Source organism: Desulfolithobacter dissulfuricans (assembly GCF_025998535.1).
Classification (GTDB): domain Bacteria; phylum Desulfobacterota; class Desulfobulbia; order Desulfobulbales; family Desulfobulbaceae; genus Desulfolithobacter; species Desulfolithobacter dissulfuricans.
The window spans coordinates 2,827,636-2,849,432 of the sequence record NZ_AP024233.1; the positions used below are offsets into that span (position 1 = coordinate 2,827,636).

21 protein-coding genes are annotated in these 21,797 nt (G+C 59.1%); 9 read left to right on the plus strand and 12 right to left on the minus strand.

Annotation, left to right across the window (positions count from 1 at the left end; all coding sequences use genetic code 11):
• Positions 1-376 precede the first annotated feature (376 nt).
• From GF1_RS12620 to GF1_RS12655, 8 genes are all read right to left on the minus strand, one after another.
• The gene (locus GF1_RS12620; protein ID WP_267926904.1) at positions 377-1,270 is read right to left on the minus strand and encodes a PAS domain-containing protein; all 894 of its coding nucleotides are present in this window, start codon (positions 1,268-1,270) and stop codon (positions 377-379) included.
• Positions 1,271-2,284: 1,014 nt separating this feature from the next.
• The gene (locus GF1_RS12625) at positions 2,285-3,997 is read right to left on the minus strand and encodes a DEAD/DEAH box helicase (protein ID WP_267926905.1); all 1,713 of its coding nucleotides are present in this window, start codon (positions 3,995-3,997) and stop codon (positions 2,285-2,287) included.
• Between the two features lie 560 nt (positions 3,998-4,557).
• A complete protein-coding gene (locus GF1_RS12630) occupies positions 4,558-5,310 on the minus strand; it encodes a carbonic anhydrase (protein WP_267926906.1) in 753 nt (250 codons plus the stop codon).
• Positions 5,311-5,414: 104 nt separating this feature from the next.
• On the minus strand, positions 5,415-6,419 hold the full coding sequence (gene gap, locus GF1_RS12635; protein ID WP_267926907.1) for a type I glyceraldehyde-3-phosphate dehydrogenase: 1,005 nt from the start codon (positions 6,417-6,419) through the stop codon (positions 5,415-5,417).
• A 217-nt stretch (positions 6,420-6,636) separates the two neighbouring features.
• The gene (locus GF1_RS12640; protein WP_267926908.1) at positions 6,637-7,545 is read right to left on the minus strand and encodes a hypothetical protein; all 909 of its coding nucleotides are present in this window, start codon (positions 7,543-7,545) and stop codon (positions 6,637-6,639) included.
• Between the two features lie 41 nt (positions 7,546-7,586).
• The gene (locus tag GF1_RS12645) at positions 7,587-9,263 is read right to left on the minus strand and encodes a glycogen synthase (RefSeq protein ID WP_267926909.1); all 1,677 of its coding nucleotides are present in this window, start codon (positions 9,261-9,263) and stop codon (positions 7,587-7,589) included.
• A gap of 20 nt (positions 9,264-9,283) precedes the next feature.
• On the minus strand, positions 9,284-10,363 hold the full coding sequence (gene aroC, locus GF1_RS12650) for a chorismate synthase (RefSeq protein ID WP_267926910.1): 1,080 nt from the start codon (positions 10,361-10,363) through the stop codon (positions 9,284-9,286).
• A 105-nt stretch (positions 10,364-10,468) separates the two neighbouring features.
• Positions 10,469-11,092 carry a shikimate kinase gene (locus GF1_RS12655; RefSeq protein ID WP_267926911.1) on the minus strand — a complete coding sequence of 208 codons (624 nt, stop codon included), beginning with the start codon at positions 11,090-11,092 and terminating at the stop codon, positions 10,469-10,471.
• A gap of 233 nt (positions 11,093-11,325) precedes the next feature.
• Between GF1_RS12655 and GF1_RS12660 the strand changes: the two genes are divergently transcribed.
• The 9 genes from GF1_RS12660 to GF1_RS12700 all read left to right on the plus strand — a co-directional run bounded on the left by GF1_RS12660 (position 11,326) and on the right by GF1_RS12700 (position 18,275).
• Positions 11,326-12,288, plus strand: coding sequence for a DnaJ C-terminal domain-containing protein (locus GF1_RS12660; RefSeq protein WP_267926912.1), 963 nt, complete (start codon positions 11,326-11,328; stop codon positions 12,286-12,288).
• A gap of 3 nt (positions 12,289-12,291) precedes the next feature.
• A complete protein-coding gene (locus GF1_RS12665; protein WP_267926913.1) occupies positions 12,292-12,594 on the plus strand; it encodes a chaperone modulator CbpM in 303 nt (100 codons plus the stop codon).
• 14 nt (positions 12,595-12,608) lie between these two features.
• Complete coding sequence (locus GF1_RS12670) at positions 12,609-13,955, plus strand: DNA recombination protein RmuC (RefSeq protein WP_267926914.1); 1,347 nt, start codon at positions 12,609-12,611, stop codon at positions 13,953-13,955.
• 35 nt (positions 13,956-13,990) lie between these two features.
• On the plus strand, positions 13,991-14,437 hold the full coding sequence (locus GF1_RS12675; protein WP_267926915.1) for an RT0821/Lpp0805 family surface protein: 447 nt from the start codon (positions 13,991-13,993) through the stop codon (positions 14,435-14,437).
• Between the two features lie 20 nt (positions 14,438-14,457).
• Complete coding sequence (locus tag GF1_RS12680) at positions 14,458-14,859, plus strand: secondary thiamine-phosphate synthase enzyme YjbQ (protein WP_267926916.1); 402 nt, start codon at positions 14,458-14,460, stop codon at positions 14,857-14,859.
• 1 nt (position 14,860) lies between these two features.
• Complete coding sequence (locus GF1_RS12685; protein WP_267926917.1) at positions 14,861-15,094, plus strand: hypothetical protein; 234 nt, start codon at positions 14,861-14,863, stop codon at positions 15,092-15,094.
• Positions 15,095-15,204: 110 nt separating this feature from the next.
• Positions 15,205-16,977, plus strand: a complete 1,773-nt coding sequence (locus GF1_RS12690) for a UbiD family decarboxylase (RefSeq protein WP_267926918.1) — start codon at positions 15,205-15,207, stop codon at positions 16,975-16,977.
• Positions 16,978-17,032: 55 nt separating this feature from the next.
• Positions 17,033-17,779, plus strand: coding sequence for a pseudouridine synthase (locus GF1_RS12695; RefSeq protein ID WP_267926919.1), 747 nt, complete (start codon positions 17,033-17,035; stop codon positions 17,777-17,779).
• Positions 17,780-17,987: 208 nt separating this feature from the next.
• Entirely contained in the window at positions 17,988-18,275 is a 288-nt protein-coding gene (locus GF1_RS12700) for an HU family DNA-binding protein (RefSeq protein ID WP_267926920.1), read from the plus strand.
• Positions 18,276-18,293: 18 nt separating this feature from the next.
• On the opposite strand, the gene rimO is transcribed toward GF1_RS12700, so the two are convergent.
• From rimO to atpB, 4 genes are all read right to left on the minus strand, one after another.
• Positions 18,294-19,643, minus strand: a complete 1,350-nt coding sequence (gene rimO / locus GF1_RS12705) for a 30S ribosomal protein S12 methylthiotransferase RimO (RefSeq protein WP_267926921.1) — start codon at positions 19,641-19,643, stop codon at positions 18,294-18,296.
• A 13-nt stretch (positions 19,644-19,656) separates the two neighbouring features.
• Positions 19,657-20,484: a nucleoside phosphorylase gene (locus GF1_RS12710; protein ID WP_267926922.1), complete on the minus strand. Its 828-nt coding sequence runs from the start codon at positions 20,482-20,484 to the stop codon at positions 19,657-19,659.
• A gap of 233 nt (positions 20,485-20,717) precedes the next feature.
• On the minus strand, positions 20,718-20,978 hold the full coding sequence (gene atpE, locus GF1_RS12715; protein ID WP_267926923.1) for an ATP synthase F0 subunit C: 261 nt from the start codon (positions 20,976-20,978) through the stop codon (positions 20,718-20,720).
• A gap of 94 nt (positions 20,979-21,072) precedes the next feature.
• The gene (atpB, locus tag GF1_RS12720) at positions 21,073-21,795 is read right to left on the minus strand and encodes a F0F1 ATP synthase subunit A (RefSeq protein WP_267926924.1); all 723 of its coding nucleotides are present in this window, start codon (positions 21,793-21,795) and stop codon (positions 21,073-21,075) included.
• Positions 21,796-21,797: the final 2 nt, after the last annotated feature.

Sequence of the window (21,797 nt, forward strand, 5' to 3'; positions counted from 1 at the left end):
GAAGAAAATACTTTCTGACAAGACAGTGACGTATCCATGGGCCGACTTCCTTGCCCGAACTGCCTCTGAACGAACTTGCCCGGATCGGGCAAAGAAACATCACAAGGAAAGACTGAGAGTGGTGCGGCAAGCGAACGGATGGTACCAAGGCTTCATCAGATCAAACCTCCTTCCTGTGGCGGGATCCCCTGTGCTCCTTTGCCTGCCATCCATCGACTGCCCCTTTGGGGCATACCGCCCCCCTGACATGCTCCAGGTTCAGGGTCCAACAAGCTTACAAAATGGTCAACAATGTTTAATTACGATGAAAATACGGCAACAAACACCGTAGTATGCATATTAACTATTGAATATCATGAAAATAAATATGATGGTTTCAGGAGGAAAAGGAAGAGAGCAGGTATGTCCTGAGGTTGATTTTTTTATTTCTAAGCCCCAGTTTCTTTCTCAGGCTGTAGCGATAGGACTCCACTGACCTTACCGAAATATTGAGCAAATCGGCAATCTCCTTGTTGGTTCGCCCCTGCATGACCAGGTCGGCCAGCTGGATTTCCCGTGGGGTAAGATTCAATGCCGGCGATTTCAGATCCTGTATAAAAGAGGAGCCAATGGTGTCGATATGCGTGGCGATGATATCGAGGCAATAATGATCCTTTTCCGATAACTTGCTGCGCAGAAGTTCAAGATAGGGCAGAATTCGTTCCTGGAGATTGGTGGCGATACGCTGCTCCATTACTTTCTGAACCGCCTCGTTACGCTCCAGGAGCACATCGATGGTTGTCTTGACCTTATTGATCAGTTCATTTTTTTCCTGGATTTCCTCATGGAGTCGCTGGCAGCAACGGGACTCGGCCCGCAGGGCTATTTCGGCCTGCCGTGCGCTGGTTACGTCCCGGCCGAGGATAATGAGACGCCGGCGGCGACCGTCAGGATGAAAAAGCGGCATACGGACCACCTCAAAAAATTTTTTCTCCCCATCTGGCATTGAAAAAATCTCTTCACTGAGATCCAGTTCCTCCTTCTGCCAGGCCCTTTCATCCGCCACTTCCCAGACCCGCAGGGTCTTGCGGCAGAAATCGTTTTCACCTGCCAGTTCGGTCGCTCTTTTACCACTGTACTCCACACTTTCCAGACCAAAGAGCCGCAGACAACTTGTGTTGGCAAGCAGCCAGCGCCCTTCCCCGTCCTTGAAACAGATGATATCTGGCGACAGGTTGATCAGAGCAAGAAACGGCTCATGATCACTGAATCTTCTCAGGCGCCCCTGCATGTGTTCCGTCCTTACCCCATCCTTGAGCAGAGGGGGGCGTGCTGCAAGGGTCCCGTTCTCGTTTCTCAGGAAAGAGGGCGATGGTTTCTGTTTTTTATCGCTCTTCACAACCACAAATTCAGAGTCACTCAAGGTCCGCGGATAGCCTGTGACCATGGCTGTCGGACAGTTAGTTTTTCAGGACAGAGGCCGTTTTCCCAGAAGGGAAACCCCATCCTGCAGGACAACATGGAAACAAACCGTGAGGAAGCAACGTGTCCAGGAGGAAAAACAGGTTCTCGGTGGAGTCAGAAACCCAAGCCAGGTACCTGACCCACAGTCACAGGCACCACGGCCAGTGGGATCGGAGGGAAGAGGAGGACCGTCAGGGCGGCTCAAGAGAGGTTCTTCGATACCCCGAGGCCGAGAAAAACGACGCACTGATTTCCATGGCAGACCCAGGAAGGGGGCCGACCGATAATTTTCCATCACCTATGTATATCGTACCACCCGGACCAGCAGTCCAGTTTCTGCACTGTCCGGGTGGATCTTCACCACAGCGGAAGACAGGCAACCGTCCGGCTTCCAAGGCGAACCGGAATCCTGCTTTCAGAAAACAGGCGGCCCATGCCCGACAACAACTTTCCCGCCCCTGGCGGCAAAGCCAGAAGGCGGAGCAGCTGGTGCCCTTCCTTGTGTCAGACCGCTCCTGATATCTTGGGCTCAACTACCGACTTTCGCGCATAAACGGCTGGGGGGATACGTGAGATTCTGCTTCCTGTTCTGTTGTCCTGTCCCCACGATAACATTTCTGAAATTCGCGAAAGACATTACTACTGTAGGGGAAAAAGTCAACACAGGTAAATCACGCCATAACTACGGTACAGGAAACCGTAGTCACACCCTGTGATCATCGGGAAGAATCTGAAGGGGAAGTTGCTTGGGAAACAGAAAAAAACTCCCTGTCTGGCCGGAGGAATCCGGACAGAAACAGGGAGAATACAGGATGGCAACAGAAACAGGCCTCGGGACTGTTCAGGAACTGACCACGCGACGGCGCCTGACGATGGTGCCCTGTTTTTTCCTGCCGGGCCGGGCCGGCCTGGTGGTGCGTCCACGGGAATCGGTACTGATGGTGACCTGGATCTTCTTCCCCTCGACGATCTGACCACTCAGGGTGGTAACGATAACATCGGCAAACCGACTGTCCGCCTCGACCATGGCACTGTCACCCCGAACTTTGATCCGGCCGATATCGATATTTCTGGTCTCCCGGTTGGCATTGAACATGCCGATGAGCCGCTGAGGGTTCATGCCATGCCTGGCCCCTATATTGATCTTGAACCCGGTAAAACGGGTACCGGTTCCCCGGCCCGTGGAGCGTTGGGTACCGGCTCGCTGCCCCTTTCCGGGACCAGTGGAGCCGAGCTTGTTCAGGTCCGGAGCCTTGCCATAGGTTTCCAGAACGTCCTTGAACTGCAGAGCCAGAAGGCGCCTGACCAGTTCCTCCCGGTCAAGGCCAGCGAGTTTTGCCGATATAGTGTCCAGGTAGGGAGCGAGATGGTCCGGGGTTTCCATATCGCGCAGAGTGTCCAGCAAGGCGTGGATCCGCTGGTCGCAGATGTCTCGTCCCGTCGGTACCTGCTGCTGTTCAAAAACACGTCCCAGCGATCGCTCCAGGTTCCTGATCCGGTTCCTTTCATGGCCCAGGACAAGGGCGATTGAAACCCCCTGCCGCCCGGCCCGACCGGTCCGGCCGCTGCGATGGTTGTAGGAGGCGGTGTCGGTGGGCAGATTGTAATGGATCACATGGTTCAGGTCGGCAATATCAACCCCCCGGGCCGCCACATCGGTGGCCACCAGAATACGCACGCTCCGGGCCCGGAACCGGCGCATCACCTCTTCCCTCTGGGACTGGGACAGGTCACCATGCAGGGCTTCGGCCCGCAGCCCGTCACCGACCAGCGCTTCGGCCGTGGTCCGGGTGTCGTTCTTGGTCCGGCAGAAAACGATGCCGTACATATCGGCCCGACTGGCGATGAGCCGCTGAAGGGCCGCATAGCGGTTATGGGAGGCGATGACGCAGAACTGATGGCGGATGGTGTCCACCCCGCCGTTACGGGGTCCGATGAGTATTTCCGAGGGCTCCTGCATGTAGCGACCAGCCACCTTGCGGACCACCGATGACATGGTGGCAGAGAAAAGCAGGGTCTGGCGAGCCACCGGTATGGCCTTGAGGATGGAGGTAATCTCGTCCAGAAAACCCATCTGCAGCATTTCATCCGCTTCGTCCAGGACCACCCGGCTGATCATGGCAAAGGAAACCGCGCCCCGGTCAAGCAGGTCCCGCAGCCGTCCGGGGGTGGCAACCACAATCTGAGCGCCGCGGCGCAGACCATCGCGCTGCTGGCCCATGGGCGCGCCACCGTAGACCGGTTGCACCTTTATGCCATTGAGCTTGCGGCCAAAACGGGACAGATCGGTGGCCACCTGCAGACAAAGTTCCCGGGTCGGACAGAGAACCAGGGCCTGGGGCTGGCGGTTCTGCACATCCACCAGCTGGACCAGGGGAATGCCAAAGGCGGCGGTCTTGCCGGTCCCGGTCTGGGCCAGACAGATGCGATCGGTGTCCCCGGTGAGCAGGGCCGGAATGACCTTTTCCTGGATCGGGGTGGGTGCGGTGTAGCCGAGTTCGGTAAGAACGGCAGCGATTTCCGGCAGGACACCGATTTCTGTAAACAGGTTCATGGATACTCCTTGTAAAAAAAGATTGCTGGTGGCATCCATGTCGGTCTCAAGACAGAAAACAGCCCCCTGTTGCCGCCCCGGTCCGTTCCGACGGAACACAGGTCACCGGCGAACCAGAAAGATATCCGGAAGACATCTTCAGGCCAGGTTTCTTCGGGTCCCGCGGGCGGCCGGCAGCAAGGCCAACGGCCGGAAACGATCTGATCCAGGGACAGGGTAGTCCTGCAACCGGGAATATATCACGGGATATGGTCTGTGTGGGAGAAGTAGAGATAAAACCCCGCTGATTCGTGCGGAATTTCCAATCAGATGATACTGCGCACAGGTTCGAGGCTGGTCGCCTCCCCCTGACGTTTGTGGATGCGATGCCGATGCAGGCTACTCTATACAAGCTGAGAATGCAAGCTCTCTTGCCACAGGGATCGCCCGACACTGGCCACGATCGGCCTGGGGAGGAGTCCTGAACTAAAAAAGCTCCCTGGCGGCCATGGCCGCCAGGGAGCCTTTTCAGCCCATGACCATCCCGAACAACAGGATGGCTCTGTGGTTCCTGCTGGTACTTACTTCAGTATCGGACGGGCCCCTACAGGCTGAACAGGACGATTGTTGGGGAAACCCATGGTCTCGGAGAACTGCTTGACCTGCTCCTCGGAGACAGAGACCGGGTTCTTCATCACCAGCCAGACAACTCCCTCGCTACAGGGCGGAGTGGTCAGAGATCCGTTGAAGCGGTAATAGTCCCGGTTGGCCGGCAGCAGGTCCTCCGCCTTTACCTGGGAGGCCATTCCTTCCTTGTCCCCGGGATGGTGCGGCATCTGTTTCCACAGCTTGGCCATGCCCTCGTTGGCCTCGCCCGGTTCATACATCACAGCGACAACGGCAAGGTTGCCCTTCTCATCGGCGTGGACGAAATGCCCTTCCATCGCAAAATACTTGCCATCGATGGTATTTTCGCTGGGCGCATGGAAATGGAACTGCTTGAGCTCAAAGGTCTTGCCGGCAACGGTAATGGTCGATCCGGCCGCGTAGTTGGCCTGGATCGCATGGCCGTTGTTGAGAATTTCCGTGGCCAGCCCACGGTAATCAAAGACAATGGGCTCCAGCTCGGCCTCGATGAAGCCGGTCAGGTCGATGGGAGACTGGTTGACTCCCTTGGCGCACATCTCATAGGCCGGGTTGAGCTCGCCCCAGTGTTCCGGGCCGGTCTCGCCGGAGTAGCCCCAATGGGCCCCGCCGTGTCCCGAAGCCATGGCCGGGCCGGCCATCAGCGTGAAAGTGGCTGCCAGTACGGTGTGTCGAAGCAATTTTTTCATTTTTTCCTCCTCCTTTTTCCTGAAAAATATTGCAGACCAAAGGGGAATGATTCCTGGGACCATTCCCCTTGCACTCCTGGCATATAACCACTTATTCCATTATATTACAATGGCTTATTTGCATCCATGTGCAGCACGAGATCCAGCATCCGGTTGGAATAACCCCACTCGTTGTCGTACCAGGCCATAATCTTCACCGTGGTACCCAGCACCCGGGTGCAGAGACCGTCGACAATGGAGGAATGGGGGTCTCCCTGGAAATCGATGGATACCAATGGTTCCTCGGTATAGCGCAGATAGCGGTTGGCAGCCTCCCGAAGGGCGGTGTTCACTTCCGCAACCGTGGTTTCCCGCTCCACCTCCATCACCGCATCCACCAGGGAGACATCGGGGGTGGGAACGCGGACGGCCAGCCCGTCGAATTTATTTTTCAGTTCCGGGATGACCAGGGCCACGGCGGCAGCGGCTCCGGTCCTGGTGGGAATCATGGACATTGCTGCAGCCCGGGCCCGACGCAGGTCATTGTGGGGAAAATCCAATAGCCGCTGGTCGCCGGTATAGGCATGGACCGTGGTCATCAGCCCCCGTTTGATACCAAAGCTATCCTGGATAACCCGGGCCACCGGGGCCAGACAGTTGGTGGTGCAGGAGGCATTGGAGACGATATGGTGCTCGGTGGGATCGTATTCATCCTCGTTGACCCCCATGACAATGGTCTTGACATCGCCCTTGGCCGGGGCGGAGATGATTACCTTGGAGGCCCCGGCATCGATATGGGCCTTGGCAGCCTCCATTTCCCGAAACAACCCGGTGCACTCCAGCACATACTCAGCACCGAGTTCGGACCAGGGAATATCGACCGGAGCGCGATGACTGGTGTAGCGGATCGCCCTGTCTCCCACCACGATATGGTTTTCGTCCGAGACCACCTCCTGGTCAAAGGTCCCCATAATGGAATCATACTTGAGCAGGTGGGCCAGGGTCCTGACATCGGTCAGGTCATTGATCCCCACCACCTCGATATCCCTGAACGACTCATCCGTATACAGTGCCCGAAAAATATTCCTGCCAATACGCCCAAACCCGTTGATTCCGATCTTTACAGCCATGATATCCTCCCTGGTTTTCTTATGAATTGAGCACCCAAAGCCCATCCGACGTACAGACAGAAGTTGTCCTGCAAAACAGGCAAAGACCCTGCTCCTGAAATTTCCTCCGGCCGTCGGACCGGAGGGAGACCTGCCTCCTCAAAGTAAGGTAGCGCCGCTTCGGGCAAAGTCAATCCCCTGTGGTGCCTGCGGCTGCAAAAACGTCCCGGTAACTGTCTCAAAGCCCGAGAAGCTGGTGATGGTCGCGGACAATGGCACGCAGCTGTACCACCCTGGCCAGGGCCTCGTCACAGGCCGGATCTTCCTCCAGGGCCCGCTGGTACATGGTCAGGGCCTGGCTGTACCACTGGCCGGCAAGATAGCTCCGGCCGGCGGCGCAGAATCCTTCCGCCGCATCGCCAAAAAACATGTCCGCCAGCAGCTGGCGGACCTCTTCACCCCACAGCCGCCGCACCATGTCTTCCCGCTCAACGAGCAGCCGTACCACCAGCATGTTGGAGGCCAGGGAGGGCATCATCATCCGGAGGATATAGTTGGCCTGGCCAAAGAGGAACCCTATCTGTTCCACCTGGCCGGCCACATCGGAGACGATCCGACCCACCAGCCGCTGGACGTCCACCACCGAGGCGAGATGAGCCGGCGGTACCGGCGAACAGCTGAGAATAAAGGCCCGCTGCCCCTCGGGCTGCTCCTGCATGCGGAAGGCCGCGGGTCCATACGAGTTGAGCAGGTAAATGTTTTCCTTGAGCTTCATGGCCTCGTGGAACACAGAGCCGACGAGCCAGTCCACCAGGCTGCCGGAGACATCCTGCTCCTCGGTCTCGGGCCATACCCGGTGACAGAGATCCTTCAACTGCCACAAGGGCCCTTTTTCCGACTCACTGCCCACCAGGCTGGTCAACCGCTCCCACATGTCCTTGCGGACCGCCTCGATCTCCTTGTCGCGCATGTCAGCACAGGAGGCCGCGTTGACACAGCTGGTCACATAGACCTGATAAATACCCTGAAATGAGGTGAAAACGTGGAAGAACTCGTCCACCACCTGGCGGACAAAATGATCACGGCGCTGCTCGAACCAGTCCCGGGACGGATTTTCAGTATGGATCTGCGAGGGAATATATTGCATGGTTCAGGCTGCCTCGAAGGCTGGGCTCAGGCCTGCCCCTGTCAATGGCGACAGGCCAGTTTCATGGACTCCACATACAGGGTCCGGTATTTTCGGATCACCTGGCTCCAGGTATGGCGGGCATGGATACGCTTGACCGCATTCTTCTGCATGGTACGGATTTTTTTCGGACTGACGCGGTACAGCTCCAGGGCCCGCTTCATGGTCCGGGCCAGGGCTGCGGAGGAGTGTTCACTGTAGGCAAAGCCGGTCTTGCCGTCCACCACCTTGACCAGCCCGCCCACGTGGTGGACAATGGGCAGATTGCCGAGAAGTTGGGCAATATAATCGGTCAGCCCGCAAGGCTCGTACAGGGACGGAATCAGGAAAAAATCCCCGGCCGCATAGATCTTGTTGGCCAGGTCGGGATCGTATCCTTCAAGAAAACAGATCCGTCCACCCAGGGCCCGGGAAGCGGTGTGACGGCGCAACTCCTCCTCCAGGGCCGGATCACCGCTACCAAGCAGCAGCAGCTGAAAATCCGGATCCTTTTCCATGAGCGGTCCCACAGCCGCCAGCAGTACGTCCACCCCTTTTTGCTCGGTCAGGCGGCCGATAAAGGTGCAAAGCGGCATATCAGGATCACGTTTGAGGGTTCCGTGCTGGACCACACGGCCATGTTTCCTGATCCGGGCCAGCCGCTCCAGGATATACTCCTTGCAGACCCGCTTGCCAGCCAGATCACCGGTGAGGGGATCAAAGCCTGCGGCCAGCCCGAGCTTTTCGGGATCACGGGGTGAAAAGGCTTCCGGGTCGATACCGTTGGTCACCCCGGCCAGGCGAACCCCGCGCTGGAGCAGCCGATGCCCGAGCCAGCCGGTCCTGGCGTCTTCACTGGTCTCCTGCAGCTCACGGGCATAGTTTTCGCTCACCGTATTGAGCACCGCGTACTCGGCCGCGGCCATGAAGGGATCAAAGCTGGAGCCGAGCCGGGAGGCAAGCACCACATGTTCGGGCAACCCGGTGATGGCCCGGGCAAAGGGCAGGTCATCCACTTCCTGATGGTAGCCCAGACCGGCATTGTGAATGGTCACCACCACACCGCTGTGGCGGAAAAAATGTCGGAACCCCTCGTTCTCGCGCATCATGGCGGCCAGGGTGGCGGCATGGCCGTCGTGGCAGTGAATCACGTCGGGCGCCTCGCCAAGCACAACCATCAGGGCCAGAGCGCTCTTCTGCAGGAGAATATTCATGGCAAAATAGTCATAATGCCCCATGCCCTGCTTCTTCCATCCGTCCTGTTCCTCTTCCTCCGCGGTATAGGTATAGACCCCGAGCTTTTCCCGGTAGCGCTCTGCCTCGACAAGGTAGACCTGGACGCCTTCGAGCTCCCGATGCAGGAAGGAGACGGTTTCCCGCCGCTCCTCGGCAGCATAGTTCATATCGACTTCCAGGAGGTTGCGAAAACCACCGCGGCAGGGCAGGAGGTCGCGCCGGGGCAGGTCCAGGGGCTTGAAGCCGAGGCGGCCCGGTTTCATGAACCCGTAGCGGGGAAGGATAACCCGCACCTGAAGCCCGGCCTCACCGACCAGGGTCCGGGCCAGCTGCCGGCACACATCCTTGACCCCGCCGGCGCCAGCCAGGCCGTCATATTCCCGGGTGACCATCCAGACGGTCCGAGGCCACACCTTGTCCCTGCTCCTGTACTTTTCTTTCTTTTCCTTATTGCTCTCTGTCATCGTCCTGCCCCATGATAGGGTCAGCCCCGCGCGGCCCTGAGAGCCAGCTGCCGGAGCAGGTGGTCGGCCAGGGTCAGCCGGACCATGGCCTCGCACACCGGTACGATCCGCGGGATGGCGGATATATCGTGCCGGCCGCCCACCTTGATGGTCACCGGCTCGTTGCCCCTCGTAACGGTCTGCTGTTCCTTGTGGATGGATGGAATGGGTTTGACCGCCACCCGGATGATGAGTGGCTCGCCGTTGGATATCCCGGCCAGGATGCCACCGGCGTTGTTGCCCAGGAAACCGGCCGGCGACAGGGGATCATTATTCTCCGAGCCAAGCATGTCCGCGACACGGAAACCGGCCCCTATCTCCACCCCCTTGACCGCGCCGATGGACATCAGGGCCCGGGCCAGCTCGCCGTCGAGCTTGTCAAAAACCGGCTCACCCAGCCCCGGCGGGCACAGCGCCCGGATCTCGACAATACCACCCAGGGTGTCGCCCTCGGCCCGTACCCGGGCGATTCGCTCCTCCATGCGGGCCGCAGCCTCGCTGTCCGGACAGAAGAGCCGGTTGTCGCCAATAACGGAGAGATCCCGCCTGTCCGCATATATACCACCCAGGGCCACGGTATAGGCGGTGACCTCGATGTCATGGCGTCGCAGCAGCTGGGCAGCCACCGCGCCGGCAGCCACCCGGGCCGCCGTTTCCCTGGCCGAGGCCCGTCCGCCACCCCGATGATCGCGGATCCCGTACTTGGCATCGTAGGTCATGTCGCCGTGCCCGGGCCGGTACACGTCCTGGAGGTGGCTGTAGGATTTGGAATGGGCATCCTTGTTGAAGATGACCAGCGAGATCGGCGTCCCGGTGGTCAGCTCCCGCTCACTCCTTTCCGGACGGAAGATGCCCGACATGATCTCTACCCGGTCCGGTTCCTTGCGCGGAGAGGTCGCCCCGCCCCTGCCCGGACGACGGCGGTCCAGTTCCCGCTGGATTATTTCAGCTGTCAGCTCGATACCCGGCGGACAGCCGTCGATCACCGCGCCCAGGGCGGTGCCGTGTGATTCACCCCAGGTGGTCACCCTGAACATCTGGCCAAAACTGTTTCCCGGCATAACTGTTGTTTCCCTGCTATGATTATATGAAAGCCTCGTCCCATCCTCCAGGGGGATAACAGCTTTCATGTTTCGTTGTGCAGGCCGAGGGAGCCTGCATGGGTGTTAGGAGCAGCGCGCAGACCTGCCCACGAGCTGTTCATGAATCAAAGTCACTATCGCCTCCGGTGTCAGACGGGCGCTGTCCACGGCCAGGTCGGAACCGGCGGCGTAGAGCGGGGTCCGCAGGGCGAGCTGCTCCTCTATCTCACGCTCCGGATCTTCGGAAGAAAGCGGTGGTCGCTGGACCGCGGAAACCGGATCGGCGGCCAACCGGCGACCGATGGTCGCCCCGTCAGCCTGGAGCCAGACGACAAAGCCTCCCTGGCGCAGCCGCTCCCAGGCATCCCGGTGAAGGATGGCCCCTCCGCCGGTGGCGACAACCACCCTCCGGACCCGGGCCAGCTCTTCCAGCAGCTCCCGTTCCGCGCGGCGAAAGGCCTCCCAGCCGTTTGCCTGAACAAAGGCGGCAATGGTGCTTCCCAGCCGCTCTTCCAGGACCTGATCCGTATCCAGAAAGGCATAGCCAAGCATCCGGGCCAACAGCCGGCCCACCGTGGTCTTGCCCGTTCCCCGGAAACCGGTGAGCACGATACGCCCGGGCCACCGGGAGGTCAGATCCGCCCGGGCCACTGACTCGGCCCCCGGTTGGTGGAGACCCGGCTCTTCCATGTTCTCTTCTATCTCCATGACACCATACACCTGTTTACCTGATGAACAACCGGTGCCAATGTACCATAAAAAACCATTCCCCGCCCGTTCAAGCGCACAGGATAAACTTCACTTTTTTTCTTTGCTTTTCAACCCACTGTACTTACAGTATCGGCCAGACAGGAACTACTGACCAATCTGATCTTTTGCACCTGAACCAGAGGTTATCATCGGGACAGCGGAAACAGAAGAAGAGCGACGCACGACATATCATGGAATATAAAGATTATTATGAAATTCTCGGTGTCTCCAGGGACGCGACCCAGGATGAGATAAAACGGGCCTATCGCAAGCTGGCCCGCAAGTATCATCCTGACGTGAGCAAGGAACCAGACGCTGAAAAAAAATTCAAGGACGTGGGCGAAGCCTACGAAGTCCTCAAGGACCCGGAAAAGCGGGCAGCCTATGACAAGTTCGGTGCCAACTGGCAGCATGGCCAGGATTTTGAGCCGCCGCCCAACTGGGATGCCGGCTTCGAGTTCAGCGGCTCCAGCTACACCGGTGGGGGTGGGGCCGAAGGGTTCAGTGATTTCTTCGAGGAACTTTTCGGCCGCAGCCGTTTCACCGGGCGCACCTCCAGTGGGGGCCGCCAGCGCAGCTTCCGGATGAAGGGCGAGGATCAGCACGCGAAAATCGTCATCCGGCTGGCCGACGCCTACAACGGCTCCAAACAGACCATCACCCTGCAGAAACCGGAGGTGGATGAAAACGGGCACGTGGTCACCAGACCGCACACTCTCCACGTCACCATCCCCAAGGGCATCATCGAAGGCCAGCGTATCCGTCTCGAGGGCCAGGGCATGCCCGGCATCGGTGGCGGGCCGCCGGGCGACCTCTATCTGGAGATCGCCTTTGCCGACGACCCGATCTTCCGGGCCGAAAAACGGGATATCCACATGACCCTGCCCATCACCCCGTGGGAGGCTGCCCTGGGCGCCACGGTCACTGTGCCGACCCTGGGGGGCAAGGTCCAGATGAAGATCCCGCCCGGATCCCAGAGCGGCAACAAGCTGCGCCTCAAGGGTAAGGGACTCTGCACCGCGACCAAGAAGGGCGACCAGATCGTCACCCTCAAGATCATGGTCCCGGTACCGGAAACCGATGAACAGAAGAAACTCTATAAGGAAATGGCCAAACTGATGCCGTTCAATCCCAGGGCAGAATTGGGGGTGTAGCATATGACTGAAGAATTGACCGTACTTACCGGAACACTTCTTGACGAGGACATACGCTGCAGCCTGGGGGACCTCTGCCGGATTTGCAATGTCAGCGCCGAGTTCATCCACGACATGATCGAGGAAGGGGTGATCACCCCCGTGGGACGCACTCCCCGGCAATGGCGTTTCGGCTGCACTGAAATCAGGCGGGTCCAGATAACGCTCCGTCTCCAGCGCGACCTGCGGATCAACCTGCCCGGTTGTGCCCTGGTTCTCGACCTGCTGGAAGAGCTTGAGGAACTGCGCCGTCTGCACCGGCGCTGAACCGTAGGCCGGTGGTGAACTGGAATCCGGGTTCCGGCCTGCTGCCGGTGCTGGTGCTCCTTCTCGGGACAGGACTTCTCATCTGTCTGGTTCTCCTTGACCGCAGACGGCGCCAGCTTCTGCGGTTCTCCATTCTCGAGGAGCAGGCCCACCGCGAGCAACAAAACCTCAGCCGGACCATCGACGAATTGCGCCGGGACAATGCTCGGCTGCAACGGGAAAACAGTGAACTGGGAGCGAAGGTGGCCTCCCTGACCACTGAGCTGATCCAGACCAGAAAACAGGCCCAGGCCCACCAGGACCTGCTGGAAGCGGCGAAAAAGCAGCTCCAGCAGGAATTCCAGCTCCTGGCGGACCGGATCTTCACCGAAAAGGGGAGCCAGCTCACCTCGCTGCACCAGCGGGAACTGACCAGTCTGCTGACCCCGGTCCGTCAGCAGCTGGACATCTTTCGCCAGAAGATCGAGGATGTCTATGAACGGGAATCCAGGGACCGGATTTCGCTTACCGCCGCAGTGGAGCAGCTGCGCCATCTCAACGAGCGCCTCAGCCAGGACGCGGTCAACCTGACCCGCGCCCTTAAGGGCCAGTCCAAGGCCCAGGGCCAGTGGGGCGAGATGATCCTCGAACGTCTCCTGGAGGAATCCGGCCTTAGACCGGGCCATGAATTCGACACCCAGGTCAGCCTGACCGGCGAGTCCGGCCGGCGGCAGCTGCCAGACGTTATCCTCCACCTGCCCGGCTCGCGGGATATCATCATCGACGCCAAGGTCTCGCTCACCGCCTATGAACGCTACGCCAGTGCGGACTCTCCCGCCCAGGCCGCCCCGCACCTTAAAGACCACCTCGCATCTGTCAAAAAGCATATCAGCTCCCTCTCCGCCAAGAAATACCAGCAGATAGAGGGAATCCGAACCCTGGATTTCGTCATCCTGTTCATCCCGGTGGAAGGCGCCTTCCAGGCTGCGGTTGCCAGTGACCCGGGACTGTTGACCGGGGCCATGCGCCGCAATATCATGCTGGCAAGCCCATCCACCCTCCTGGCCCTGCTGCGGACCATCCACCACATGTGGCGGGTGGAGGAGCAGCACCGCAACGGTTTACTCATTGCAAAACAGGCCGGGAATCTTTATGATAAATTTGTCGGTTTCGTAACCGCGTTTGAAGAGATCGGCCTGCGGCTGGAGCAGACAAGACAATCCTGGGAACTGGCCCGGAAACGGCTGACCAGCGGCCGGGGCAATCTGGTCCAGCGGACCGAGGCCCTGCGCGACCTGGGAGTCCAACCGGCCAGGAAACTGCCGGACGAGCTGATCCGGGAGTCCAATGCCGACCCGGGCAAGCCACCCGTCCGGGAATAACCGTTGTTCATCTTTCAATACCACAGGAGGTCTCCATGAAATACATTTCCATTCTCATGGTGCTTGGTGCCTTTTTCCTCGCATCCTGCGCCCAGCAGAACAAGGCCCAGGTAGGCGCCGGTGGCGGGGCCGTGGCCGGAGCCCTGGTCGGCCAGGCCATAGGTCACAACACCCAGGCCACACTTATCGGTGCCGCTGTCGGAACCATGCTCGGTTACATCATCGGTAACGAGATGGACAAGTACGACCGGGAACAGCTCAACCACGTGTACGAGCGCGGCGTCTCCAACCAGCCCACCGCCTGGGTCAACCCGGACACGGGCAACGAGTACCGGGTCGTGCCCAAACCGGCCTACACCGATCCCGAGACCCAGCGGGTATGCCGCCAGGCGGAAATCGAGGCGGTGATCGACGGCAAGCGGGAAAAGACCTACACCATTGCCTGCCGGGACGAAAACGGGCGCTGGCAGCTGCAGCGATAACTGACAGAAGAAGAACGATCATGACCATAGGAAGTTTCCCGGTCAGCACCAGCTCCCAAATGGAATTTGTCGATATCACCCGGGAGCTGCAGGAAGCTGTGAACAGGAGCGGTATAGAGGACGGAATCTGTCTGGTCTACAATCCGCATACCACCGCCGGCCTGACCATCAATGAGGGGGCGGATCCGGCGGTTCGCCACGACCTCATCGGTGTGTTGAGCCGGATGGTGCCGCTGGACTACCCCTACCGCCATCTGGAGGGCAACTCGCCCTCCCACATGATGGCCACCCTGACCGGTTCATCGGTGTCGGTGATCATTGACAGGGGCCGGTTGCAACTGGGCACCTGGCAGCGTATCTTTTTCTGTGAATTCGATGGTCCGCGCAACCGGAAGGTGCGCTGGAAGATTCTGGAAGGCTGACATGGAACCCCATGATATATGCTTTGGCCTCAACCGGCAAACCGACGAAGAGTCCCTGGCCGCGTTTCTCAGGCTCTTTTCCCAGCCCCGTCTGCTCGAGACCCTGATTCCACGCCTGAGCGAAGAGGAGATCCACCGGCTGGTGGAAACCCTGACCGGTCTCATGCGCACCCATCTCAAGGAAGCCGAGTACCACGAGCTTTTCCTGGGGGACAGCGAACATCACCACCATTGATCATCCACACCACCGCCTTTTCCCGGTCATCAATGGCCCCGCCACGATGCTCCAGCCAGCGGCTGGCCGGGTAAGCGGGCCCCTGGTGTCTTCCAGATAACGAGTTTTCCATGAAACCAATTCGAAACCTGCGTCAGTTCCTGGACATCCTCAAACGTGAATCCGAACTCCTGGTCATTGACACCGAGGTCGATCCCCACCTGGAGATTGCGGAAATCCATCGCCGGGTCATCGCCCGGGGCGGACCGGCCCTGCTGTTCACCAACGTGGTGAACTCGGCCTTTCCGGTGGTCACCAACCTTTTTGGCACCAGGCGGCGCCTGGAACTGGCCTTTGGTTCCCGGCCGCTGGAGTTTGTCCGGCAACTGGTGGAACTGGTGGAAAAACTGATGCCGCCCAGACTCTCCACCCTGTGGGAGGCCCGGCCGCTTTTCAACCAGGCCCTGAAGGTCGGGCTCAAGAACTGCCGCTCGGGTCCCATTCTCGAAAACTGCCAGGAGCCGGCCCGGCTGACCAGCCTGCCCATGCTGACCTCCTGGCATTCAGACGGCGGGGCCTTTGTCACCCTGCCGCTGGTCTACACCGAACATCCTGAAGGCCGGGGCCACAATCTGGGCATGTACCGGATCCAGCGCTACGACGACACCACCACCGGTATCCACTGGCAGATCCACAAGGGAGGCGGCTACCATTATTTTGAAGCCGAACAACGCAACCAGCCCCTGCCCATGACGCTTTTTATCGGCGGCCCGCCGGCGCTCATGCTGGCCGCCATCGCTCCGCTGCCCGAGGATATCCCGGAGCTGATGCTCGCCTCGCTCCTCCAGGGTGAGAAACTGCGCATGACCCCGGATCCCCGGGGTGGTCACCGACTGGTGGCTGAGGTGGAGTTTGCCGTCAAGGGCGTGGTGCCGCCGAAAACCCGTCGTCCCGAGGGACCCTTTGGCGACCATTACGGCTACAACTCCCTCCAGCACGACTATCCTGTCTTTCAGACCACCCACCTCTATCACCGCAACAACGCTATCTACCCGGCCACAGTAGTAGGGCGGCCCAGGCAGGAGGACTACTTCATCGGCGACTTCCTCCAGGACCTGCTCTCCCCCCTGTTTCCCCTGGTCATGAACGGGGTCCGTCAACTCAAGACCTTTGGCGAGACCGGATTCCACTGCCTGGCTGCGGCCCGGGTGGCCAACCGCTATCCGCGGGAGGCCTTTGCGGCCGGCCTTCGGGTCCTTGGCGAAGGCCAGCTCTCGCTGACCAAATTTCTCCTGGTTACGGATGGCGACCTGGACGTGGCTGATTTTCCGAAGCTCTGGACCCATATCCTGGAGCGGATCCAATGGGACCAGGACCTCTTTATCTTTGCCAATGTCTCCCAGGATACCCTGGACTACACCGGCCCGTCGGTCAACAAGGGCTCCAAGGCCATGATGATGGGCCTGGGGAAGGAAAAAAAGCGGGAACTGCAGCAGGATTTTTTCGGAACCCTGCCAGAGGGGTGCTCCCGGCCCAAGGTCTTCCTGCCCGGCACCCTGGTCGTCCAGGGGTTGTCCTACGAGGAGCGGCCCGAACTCGGCAGCCAGCTGGCTTCCTGGGAAGGAGCCCAGCAAATGGAGGTGATCGTTCTGGTGGATTCCACCGACGAGGCCACCTGCAGCCTGCAGGAGTTTCTCTGGACCTTCTTCACCCGCTTCGAACCGGCAGCCGACATCCATGGCGCCGGCCAGTCGGTACGCCGTTTCCACGTCGGCCTGAAATCACCGGTGGTCTTCGACTGTCGGATGAAACCCTGGTACACCGAAGTGCTGGAAGTGGATCCGGAAACCAAGGCCCGGGTCGATGCCAGGATCGGCTCCATGATTCCAGCCCGCTGGCGTTAGACGACCATGGCGCACCATCCTGAACACACATCCTGCCCGCAGACGACCAGGACCAGTGGCTGAAGAACGGTTACAGAAAATTCTCGCCCGGGCTGGAGTGGCCTCCCGACGGAAGGCCGAAGAGCTGATCCGACAGGGACGCATTCAGGTTGACGGAAAAACAGTCACCGAGCTGGGCCGGAAATTCGATCCGGCCCGGGTGTGGATCACCTTCGACGGGAGGCCGGTGGCAGAGGAAAAGCCGGTCTACATCCTGCTCAACAAACCCCGCGGTTATGTGACCACCCTCTCCGATCCCCAGGGCCGTCCCATTGTCACCGATCTCCTGCACGGTGTTTCCCAGCGGCTCTTTCCGGTGGGGAGGCTTGATCTGGATACCGAGGGGGCCCTGCTGCTCACCAATGACGGTCAGCTTGGCAACTATATCCTCCACCCCCGCTTTGAGGTGAACAAAACCTACGAGGCCACTGTCCGGGGGGTCCCTGGTCTGGAGAAACTGCGCCGCCTGGAACAGGGACTGCTCATCGATGGCCGAAAGACCTGGCCGGCCAGGGCAAGAATTCTTGCCCGGAAACAGGACAGGACCACCATCGAGATAATTATTCACGAGGGGCGAAAGCACCAGGTACGGAAAATGTTCCAGGCCATCGGTCATCCGGTGCTCCACCTCAGGCGGACAGCCTATGGCCGCCTTAAACTTGGCTCCCTGGCGGTGGGAAAATACCGATACCTGAGTACAAAAGACCTGAAAAAAATATTTTCCGGAAAAATTCCCTTTACAATCAAAAACCTACCTGCTTAAATTCCTATAGTTATAATCTGATAATCATGCGGGACAGGGGATTACTGCACCGGTACGAGAGACATGGGTTGCTGGTCGGAGCCCACACACCCTGCCAGCGGCGGGAAGAGACGTTCATACAACGGGACCAGATCCCTGGTAAAGATGACGGCCCGGCAGGCGGCCAGGACGAACCACTCATTGCACGAGATGCGAAAGGGAGTATACGATGAACAAGTCGGAGCTGATTGAGGCGCTCGCCGAAGAAATCAATCTGCCGATCCGTGAGGCAGCATCCATCACCAACACCATCATCGAGACGATGAGTGAGGCTCTGGCCCGGGGGGAATCCATTGAAATCAGGGGTTTTGGCAGCTTTGTGGTCAAGGAGTATGGCTCCTATACCGGCCGCAACCCCAAAACCGGCGAGAAGATCAAGGTCGCCCCGAAGAAACTGCCTTTTTTTAAAGTAGGCAAGGATCTCCGCGAAAAGGTCAACCAGAGCCGCAAAAAATAATCCGCCCTGTTTTGCGTATCACCGCTGGTCCCCGTCGACAATGATCCCGACCAGGTCATAGGTATGGGCCTCGGTGATGCGTACTGAGACAATGGATCCCGGCTCGGCCATGCCATCGGTAATATAGACGCAGCCATCGATATCCGGAGCCTGGAACCGCGTTCTTCCCTCCAGTAGCAGATCACTCTCCCGACTTACTCCCTCAAGCAGCACTGGTTCCGTCCGGCCCACATACTGGAGCTGACGCCGGGCACTGATCTCCGCCTGTACCGACATCACCCGGTTGTAGCGCTCCTCCTTGACCTCATCCTCCACCTTGTCCGGCAGCAGATAGGCCGCGCTCCCCTCTTCATCCTGGTACTGAAAGACCCCGACATGATCCAGCTGCCAGCGGGTAAGGCATTCAACCATCTGCTCCACATCCTCCTCGGTCTCGCCCGGAAAGCCGACCAGCAGGGTGGTGCGGATGGCACACTCGGGAACTATGGTGCGGATATTGTCGATCAGCGTCTCCAGATCCTCCCGGCTGTGGTGCCGGTTCATAGCCCTAAGGATGCGGTCGCTGACATGCTGAAACGGCACGTCGAGGTAAGGGACGATCCTGGGTGCATCGGCCATGAGTTCAAGCAGGGACCTGGAGATAGTCGAGGGATAGAGGTAGAGCAACCGCAGCCAGGGAATGGTGGTCCGGGCGAGCAGCTCGCCCAGGAGCGCTTCCAGATTCTGCCCGCCGGAAAGATCGTTGCCATAGGCGGTCAGGTCCTGGGCGATCAAGGTCAATTCCCGCACTCCGCCAGCTTCCAGGCGGACTGCCTCCTCGACCAGGTCCTCGATACTCCGACTGCGGAGACCACCACGTATGGAAGGGATCATGCAGTAAGTGCAGCGGTTGTCACATCCTTCGGTAATTTTGAGCCAGGCACGGAAGGCAGGGGTGGAAAGACGTCGCTCCACCCTGGCATCCATCAGATACTTCGGCGGGCTTTGCAACTGCATCCCCCTCTCCCGTTGCCCCTTGAAAAGTCCGCTGACCAGTTCCCCAATGCGCTGGAACCCATCGGTCCCCACGAAGAGGTCCACCTCGGGCAGCTCGCGCTCAAGTTCCTCTCCATACCGCTGGACCAGGCAGCCGGTCACCACCAGCCGTTTCTCCGGATCCTCTTTCCTGTACCTGGCCAGCTCAAGGATCTCGTCCACGGCCTCTTCAACGGCCGGGCGAATGAAGCCGCAGGTGTTGACCAGCAGGAGCTCGGCCCGGGCAGGATCCTCGACCACGGAAAATCCCTCTTTTTCAAGGAGCCCGAGCATCACCTCGGAATCGACCAGGTTCTTGGGACAGCCGAGGCTGACCAGATGCATTGTTTTCATACTGTGTACTGTTTTATGGTTTGGTTGGATTCATCGGTACCCCGTGGCCAAGTCCGGAGGCCAACAGGGCCAGCAGGCCGGCGGAGCGCTGTTTGAAATCTCTGGAGACAAAACCGGGCTTCCAGGGCTCCTGCCAGAGCAGATCAGAGACCAGAAAGACCGCGGCCAGCCGCACGCCACGGAAAGCTGCCACCCGGCAGAGGGCCGAGTACTCCATATCCACCACCTTGACACCACTGGCTCCATATCGGCGCACCTTGGCCCGGGTCTCCCGGTAGGGTGCATCGGTGGTCCAGCACCGGCCACCATGCCAGGATTCGTCGCTGCGGTCAAGCAGGGAGGTCAACTGGAGTCGCAGACCATGATCCGGCCCGGTCTCTCCGGAGAGTGGATAATGGACACTTGTACCCTCTTCGCTGAGATGGCCTGTGGGCACCACGATATCACCGACCCCGATCTCCCGGACCAGGGATCCGCACCAGCCATAGAGGATAATGTTCCTGGCTCCGAGACCGATGAGTTTTTCCAGACACAGCACCGCCATGGGTGCGCCGACCGCCGGTCCGGCCAGGAAGAGACCAGCTTCCTGGCCGGCGTAGAGCCGGGAATGGAAGAGAAAATGCCGCTTGAGACCAAATTTTGCGGCGAGTTGTTCCAGGGCCCGGGCATCGGTTGGATTGACAGCCAGAATGCCGGTGGGCGGCAGCTTTGGTTCCCCCTTGAGGCGTTCGGGATTCAGGACACATTCATCCGTCCCGGTCGCCGGCCCCACGCCGTTATCCACCTGCTGTCTCTCTTGTCTCAGGCCCATGGCGTTATCATACCATATTCTGATTACCATCAATCTTCAGCATTGAAGTCGGTGTCGGTCTCACTTGTTCCACGGGACGCCATAAACCCGTCCCTGGGGGCTTGACTGTGGCCATCCAGGCCACAGACACCCGTGCAACAAGTGAGGCCGACACCTTCATCCATCGGTGGCTGAATTTCAGTGGTAATCATATACCATATTGCAAAAAAAATGGGGCTGCAGCAAGCTGCAGCCCCACCGGGTCTTCTCTTGTTCCTGTCGGCTTACAGGCCGAGAGCCGCCTTGAACGGGTTGGCGTACAGCAGGATAAAGGAAATAACCAGACCGTAAATGGCGATGGACTCAACGAGAGCCATACCAAGGATCATGGTGGTGGTGATGGCACCTTTTGCTTCGGGGTTGCGGGCAACACCAAGACAGGCACCCTCAACACCGGAACCCATACCGATACCAGCGCCGAGACCGGCAAATCCGATGGCGTGGGCAGCGCCGATACATACCAGGGCGAGATGAATCTTATCCATTGTTCAATTCCTCCTTACTACGTTTAACAAAGATGGCCTTCTTCTCCGCGATGAACGGAACTGTAAAAAACTCTAAAAGCTTTCTTCTCGATAATTAATGGGCGTGTTCCATGGCCTGGGCACAGTAAAGAACCGACAGCAGGGTAAAGACCACGGCCTGGATCAGGGAGACCAGGACACCGAGGCACAGAATTGGCAGCGGTGCGAAATAGGCTCCGGCCAGCATGAACAGTACGGCCAGGAGAATCTCCTTGGCCAGGATGTTTCCGAAAAGACGCATGGAGAGTGAAAGCAGCCGGGCAAAGTTACTGATCACCTCGAGGATGAACATGAACGGGGCCATGACCGGCAAGGGGCCCATGAAGTGTTTGTAGTACTTGATTCCATGGTACCGGAATCCCAGGATATGGTGGGTGACCCAGACAATGAGGGTCATTCCCAGGGTGATGTTCAGATTGGAGGTCGGGGACATGAAACCAGGAATCAGCCCGATCATGTTGGCCACCACGATGTAGAGGAAGAACGTGGCCATCATGGGATAGAGCATCCGGGCGCCGTCACGGCCCAGGTTTTCCTCGAAGAAATCCATCAATCCGCCGATGAGCACTTCCCAGAAGTTCTGCCCCTTGCCGGGGATGATCTCCAGTTTGCCCATGGTCAGCCGGGGCACGATGATCCAGAACGCCATAACCAGCCAGGTATAGGTCATGTACGGCGCACACAATTTCTCCAGAAGGGTATGGCCTGTTACCGTATGCGGCACCGGTAATCCCAGGTACTGAAGGATAACGTTAATAAACAGAATTGGATGTTCCATAG

Coding starts and splice junctions, on each gene's coding strand:
- GF1_RS12655 (WP_267926911.1), bottom strand. CDS start 11,092: ATGGAGATAGAAGAGAACATGGAAGAGCCGGGTCTCCACCAACCGGGG.
- GF1_RS12665 (WP_267926913.1), top strand. CDS start 12,292: ATGACTGAAGAATTGACCGTACTTACCGGAACACTTCTTGACGAGGAC.
- GF1_RS12620 (WP_267926904.1), bottom strand. CDS start 1,270: ATGCAGGGGCGCCTGAGAAGATTCAGTGATCATGAGCCGTTTCTTGCT.
- GF1_RS12640 (WP_267926908.1), bottom strand. CDS start 7,545: ATGCAATATATTCCCTCGCAGATCCATACTGAAAATCCGTCCCGGGAC.
- gap (WP_267926907.1), bottom strand. CDS start 6,419: ATGGCTGTAAAGATCGGAATCAACGGGTTTGGGCGTATTGGCAGGAAT.
- GF1_RS12630 (WP_267926906.1), bottom strand. CDS start 5,310: ATGAAAAAATTGCTTCGACACACCGTACTGGCAGCCACTTTCACGCTG.
- GF1_RS12700 (WP_267926920.1), top strand. CDS start 17,988: ATGAACAAGTCGGAGCTGATTGAGGCGCTCGCCGAAGAAATCAATCTG.
- GF1_RS12685 (WP_267926917.1), top strand. CDS start 14,861: ATGGAACCCCATGATATATGCTTTGGCCTCAACCGGCAAACCGACGAA.
- GF1_RS12625 (WP_267926905.1), bottom strand. CDS start 3,997: ATGAACCTGTTTACAGAAATCGGTGTCCTGCCGGAAATCGCTGCCGTT.
- atpB (WP_267926924.1), bottom strand. CDS start 21,795: ATGGAACATCCAATTCTGTTTATTAACGTTATCCTTCAGTACCTGGGA.
- atpE (WP_267926923.1), bottom strand. CDS start 20,978: ATGGATAAGATTCATCTCGCCCTGGTATGTATCGGCGCTGCCCACGCC.
- rimO (WP_267926921.1), bottom strand. CDS start 19,643: ATGAAAACAATGCATCTGGTCAGCCTCGGCTGTCCCAAGAACCTGGTC.
- GF1_RS12645 (WP_267926909.1), bottom strand. CDS start 9,263: ATGACAGAGAGCAATAAGGAAAAGAAAGAAAAGTACAGGAGCAGGGAC.
- GF1_RS12690 (WP_267926918.1), top strand. CDS start 15,205: ATGAAACCAATTCGAAACCTGCGTCAGTTCCTGGACATCCTCAAACGT.
- GF1_RS12660 (WP_267926912.1), top strand. CDS start 11,326: ATGGAATATAAAGATTATTATGAAATTCTCGGTGTCTCCAGGGACGCG.
- aroC (WP_267926910.1), bottom strand. CDS start 10,363: ATGCCGGGAAACAGTTTTGGCCAGATGTTCAGGGTGACCACCTGGGGT.
- GF1_RS12680 (WP_267926916.1), top strand. CDS start 14,458: ATGACCATAGGAAGTTTCCCGGTCAGCACCAGCTCCCAAATGGAATTT.
- GF1_RS12675 (WP_267926915.1), top strand. CDS start 13,991: ATGAAATACATTTCCATTCTCATGGTGCTTGGTGCCTTTTTCCTCGCA.
- GF1_RS12710 (WP_267926922.1), bottom strand. CDS start 20,484: ATGGTAATCAGAATATGGTATGATAACGCCATGGGCCTGAGACAAGAG.